The following is a 4,515-nucleotide window of genomic DNA, read 5'->3' on the forward strand; positions in this document are numbered from 1 at the left end:
GCCACGGTCCGGTCAGACGGCCCGGACGTCCGCCGCCTGCGGGCCGCGCTGGCCCTGGGTGACCTCGAACTCCACCCGCTGGTTCTCCTCCAGGTTGCGGTACCCGCTGCCCACGATCGCGGAGAAGTGGACGAACACGTCCGCGCCGCCCTCGTCAGGTGAGATGAACCCGAAGCCCTTCTCGCCGTTGAACCACTTCACCGTGCCCTGAGCCATGTCGTTCCTTCGTCCGTCGCCGCGGCGCGTGCCCTGACGCGCCGGCCGTGGCCTCAGCCCGGCACCTGATCACTGCCCACTGACCGGCCCGGCGAACCGAGTTGTGCCGCGGTCGTTGGGTCGGATCCCGGACCGGGACGGCGCCCGCCGGCGGGTCAGGCGCCCGGGGCGGAGGTCCACCCCTGTCGGTGGAGCCGCTCGAAGCCGTCCAGCAGCAGGTCCAGGGCGAACTCGAACTCGAACTGGTCGTCACAGCCCCGGCCGACGACCGAACCGCCGTCGTGCGGGCGGGACAGCACGATCTCGACGATGTGGGGGTAGCGGGCGGCCATCGCCGCCGGCCGGTCGGGCGGCGCGGGCGTCGGCGAGGCGGGGAACAGCTCCTGGGTGAAGCCCCAGACGCCATCGGCACCACGTCCAGTTCGCCCGCCAGGCTGCGCATGCTCAACGCCTCGTTGCCGGCCCGCTGATCTTCGCCTCCGCGATCGCCGAGCTGTTCGGCCGCTACGCGCAGGTCTCGGGGATCGGGGCCCTGACCGCGGTGCCGGTGTTCGCCTGGGAGCTGACCCTGGCGGGCTGGCTCGTCGCCAGGGGCTTCCGCCGGCCCGCGGGTGCGGTCGGGGCCCCGGCCGCACCCGCCGTCGTTCCGGCCACCGGCTGACCGGGCGCAGGTGGCGGGCGGTGGGGGCCCGTAGCTCGTAGGGGAACGATTCGCCCCGTGTGGCTATCATTCGACCACGCCGGCAGGAGGCGCGTGCCGCAGGACGAGACGAGGATGCGCCGATGGACCTGGAGCTTCACCACCTGCGGACCCTGTGCGCGATCGCCGACGCGGGGAGCGTCAGCCGGGCCGCGGCCACCCTCGGCTACTCGCAGCCCGCGATCAGCCGTCAGCTGCGCCGGGTCGAGGAGCACTTCGGCGGGCCGCTGTTCCAGCGCAGTTCCGCCGGCGTCGAGCCCACGGCGTACGGGTGCGAGGTGCTGGCGCAGGCCCGGGACGTCCTGGCCCGGGCCGACGCGATGGCTCGCCGGCCCGCCGCGAGCGGCCCCGGCACCCGACCGCCGCTGCGGCTGGCGGCCACCAACACGCCGGTGCTCCCCGGCATGGTGACCCGGCTGCGCGCCGGCCGGCCCCCGCTCGACCTGCGCCTGAGCAGCGTCTACTCCTCCGCGCAGATCGTCGAGCTCCTGGAGCAGGGGGAGTTGGAGGCCGGGATCGCGGCGGACTACCCGGGCCGGGAGCTGCGCCACTCCGGGCGGGTCGCGGTGCGCGCCATCGTCACCGAGCCCACCTTCGTGGCACTGTCCGCCCGGCACCGGCTGCGGCACCGCGCCGAGATCGACCTGGCCGACCTGGCCGGGGAGGCGTGGTTCCTGACGCCGGACGACGGGGCGGGCTGGCCCGGCGTCTTCCACGCCGCCTGCCGGGAGGCCGGGTTCCGTGCCGCCCCGGTGCACGAGTTCCTGGGGGAGGCGCAGCACGTCCTGGCCATGATCGCCGACGGTCTCGGCGTCGCCGCCGTCCAGGGTTCGCGAAGACCGGTGCCGGGCGTCGTGATCAAACCGCTGGCGGGTACCCCGCTGAGCTGCCGCTACGTCCTGGCCTGGCGGCGGGACAGTGTGGCCGAGGACGTTGCGCAGGCGCTGTTCGACGCGGCGAGCGCCGCCTACGAGGAGCTGACCGCCCGGGCGCCGCAGCCGCGGGCCGGGGTCGCCGGGGGTTGAGGGATCCACCCCGTCGGGTGCTGAGGGATCGACTTCCGCGCCGGGGCCCGAGGGATCCCACCCCACCGAGCCATGCACCAGGGGCATGACCCCAATGCCATGTAGCATGTCACACGTCATTGAACTGCAGATGATCTCCGTGAGACGGTGCGTGGGCGACTCGGCCATCGCTAAGCCGGGCCACACCCCCACGCCCCCACTGGAGTTGACCATGCGTCCGCGCTCCCGCCTGCCCAGAAGACTGGCCGGCGTCCTCACCGCGAGCACCGCCGTCGTCGGCCTGCTCGCCACGCCCAGCCTCGCCGCCGCCCCCGCCACCGGACCCGTCACCCCCACGGCGAAGTCCGGAGCGCACCAGCCCGCCACCAGGTCGGCCGCCTCGCGGCTGCTGCCGCCCAGCGGCACCAGCACGCCGGGGATCTCGAGCCCCGCCGCGGTGCAGGACCAGCGCCTGCCCGCCGCCCAACTGCCGCCGCGCGTCCCGCTGACCGCGCCGACGACCAAGCCGCACCCGCACGCCGCGGCTACCCGGGGCGCCGCCGGCAGCACCGCGGCCGCCACGCCCGGCACCGCCACCTCGTGCACCCCGGCGGACTTCTCCGGCCGGACCGGCGCCGCCCTGGTCTCCTACGTCGAGTCCACCGACAGCGACTGCATCAACACGATCTTCCCGCTCACCGGCCCCACCGCGGCCTCGGTGTTCAGCGAGAGCCAGATGCTGACCGTGGCCAACGGCCTGCACGACGTGGCCCAGGCCTACTCCGGCGACGACTCGACCGGCGCCTTCGAGCTCGCCTACTTCCTGCAGGCCGGGTACTACGTGCAGTGGTACCACCCGGGCGACGTCGGCTCCTACGACGCCACCCTGACCAACGCGGTGGCCGCCGCCCTCGACACCTTCACCGCGAGCCCGCACTTCACCGACGTCAGCGACGGCAACGGCCAGGTCGCGGGCGAGCTGATGATCCTCAGCGACAGCGCCAACCTCCAGGCCCGCTACCTGGGTACCTACGCGCGCGTGCTGAACGGCTACACCAGCGCGTACAACTCCTCCTGGTACATGGTCAACTTCGTCAACAGCGTGTTCACGCCGCTGTTCCGCGGGCACCAGAACCCGGACTACGTCGCCGCGGTCACGGCCGACCCGAGCATCCTCACCGCACTCGACTCCTTCGCCCTGGGCCACACCGGCCTGCTCGGCACCGGGCAGTCGTTCCTCGACTCCAACGCGGGGCTGGAGCTGTCCCGCTTCATCGAGCACCCGGCGCTGCAGGCCACCGTCCGACCGCTGATCAAGGGCCTGCTCGGGGTCTCCGCGATCAGCGGACCGACCGCCCCGCTCTGGGTCGGCGTGGCCGGCATGGCCGCCTACTACGACCAGGCCAACTGCTCCTACTACGGGGTCTGCGACCTGCCGCAGCAGCTGACCGCGGCCGCGCTGCCGATCAGCCACACCTGCGACGCGACCCACACCATCCGCGCGCAGGCACTGACCGACGCGGACCTGGCCGCGGTGTGCGCCAGCCTGCAGAACGAGGACGACTACGCCCACCGCCTGGTCAAGGACAGCGGCCCGATCCCCGGGCAGTACGAGTCGTCCATCCAGATGGTCGTCTTCGCCAGCCCGCAGGACTACCAGACCTACGCCGGCGGGATCTACGGCGTGAGCACCAACAACGGCGGCATCACCCTGATCGGCGACCCGACCAGCCCGACCAACCAGCCCATCTCGCTGATGTACCAGTGGCCGCAGGACAACGGCTTCACCGCGCGGGTGTGGAACCTCAACCACGAGTACATGCACGTGCTGGACGGCCGCTACGACATGAAGGGCAACTTCTCGCAGCAGATCTCCGTCCCCGACGTCTGGTGGATCGAGGGCGTCGCCGAGTACGCCTCCTACACCTACCGCGGGGTCACCGACACCTGGGCGCTGGGCGAGGCGCCCAAGCACAGCTACGCGCTGAGCACGCTGTTCGAGAACACCTACGACAACAGCGACCAGACCCGCACCTACGCCTGGGGCTACCTGGCCGTCCGCTACATGATGGAGCGCCACCCGGACGTCGTCACCGCCATGCTGTCCCACTTCCGCACCGGCGACTACGCGGGCGGCTACGCCGTCTACCACGCGATCGGCACCGCCTACGACGCCGACTTCGCGAGCTGGCTCGACTCGCTGGCCAACAGCAACCCGCCGTGCACCGCGGCCGACACCCGGGCGATGGGCCAGAACTGCTACCGCAGCCTGCCGCCGCAGACCCAGGGCAACCTCGACTACTTCTACCTGTGGCTGCCCGCGGGCACCACCACCCTCACCGTCAGCACCAGCGGCGGCACCGGCACCGCGTACCTGCTCTACAACCCCGACACCTGGGCCGTCCCGAGCGCCTACACCCAGGGCTCGGTGAACAACGGCACCACCCAGCACCTGACCGTCACCAACACGCAGGCGGGCTACCGCTACATCAGCCTGTACGCGCAGACGGACTTCAGCGGCGTCACCCTCACCACCCAGTACTGACCGGCACCCCCCGCTACACCACGAGCCCCTGGTGGGGACGGCGCACCGGC

Annotated in this window: 4 protein-coding genes and 1 pseudogene; 3 read left to right on the forward strand and 2 right to left on the reverse strand. The window is 72.4% G+C overall.

Going from position 1 to position 4,515, the window contains the following annotated elements; translation table 11 throughout:
• Positions 1 to 12: 12 nt before the first annotated feature.
• Entirely contained in the window at positions 13 to 216 is a 204-nt protein-coding gene (locus tag ACFW1A_RS32760) for a cold-shock protein (RefSeq protein WP_380415394.1), read from the reverse strand.
• A 155-nt stretch (positions 217 to 371) separates the two neighbouring features.
• A complete protein-coding gene (locus ACFW1A_RS32765) occupies positions 372 to 548 on the reverse strand; it encodes a hypothetical protein (protein WP_380415396.1) in 177 nt (58 codons plus the stop codon).
• A gap of 131 nt (positions 549 to 679) precedes the next feature.
• Here ACFW1A_RS32765 and ACFW1A_RS32770 point away from each other — a divergent pair.
• From ACFW1A_RS32770 to ACFW1A_RS32780, 3 genes and pseudogenes are all read left to right on the forward strand, one after another.
• A pseudogene (locus ACFW1A_RS32770) lies at positions 680 to 877 on the forward strand (DUF4386 domain-containing protein); the annotation flags it as partial.
• A gap of 122 nt (positions 878 to 999) precedes the next feature.
• Positions 1,000 to 1,941, forward strand: a complete 942-nt coding sequence (locus tag ACFW1A_RS32775; protein WP_380415398.1) for a LysR family transcriptional regulator — start codon at positions 1,000 to 1,002, stop codon at positions 1,939 to 1,941.
• Between the two features lie 211 nt (positions 1,942 to 2,152).
• Positions 2,153 to 4,465 (forward strand): collagenase, encoded by a 2,313-nt coding sequence (locus ACFW1A_RS32780; RefSeq protein ID WP_380415400.1) that lies wholly within the window; start codon positions 2,153 to 2,155, stop codon positions 4,463 to 4,465.
• Positions 4,466 to 4,515: the final 50 nt, after the last annotated feature.

It is taken from the genome of Kitasatospora sp. NPDC058965 (assembly GCF_042741245.1).
GTDB lineage: Bacteria > Actinomycetota > Actinomycetes > Streptomycetales > Streptomycetaceae > Kitasatospora.

Bases quoted from the DNA above. Each gene is read 5' to 3' on its own strand.
- ACFW1A_RS32760 (WP_380415394.1), bottom strand. From the start codon at position 216: ATGGCTCAGGGCACGGTGAAGTGGTTCAACGGCGAGAAGGGCTTCGGG.
- ACFW1A_RS32765 (WP_380415396.1), bottom strand. From the start codon at position 548: ATGGCCGCCCGCTACCCCCACATCGTCGAGATCGTGCTGTCCCGCCCG.
- ACFW1A_RS32775 (WP_380415398.1), top strand. From the start codon at position 1,000: ATGGACCTGGAGCTTCACCACCTGCGGACCCTGTGCGCGATCGCCGAC.
- ACFW1A_RS32780 (WP_380415400.1), top strand. From the start codon at position 2,153: ATGCGTCCGCGCTCCCGCCTGCCCAGAAGACTGGCCGGCGTCCTCACC.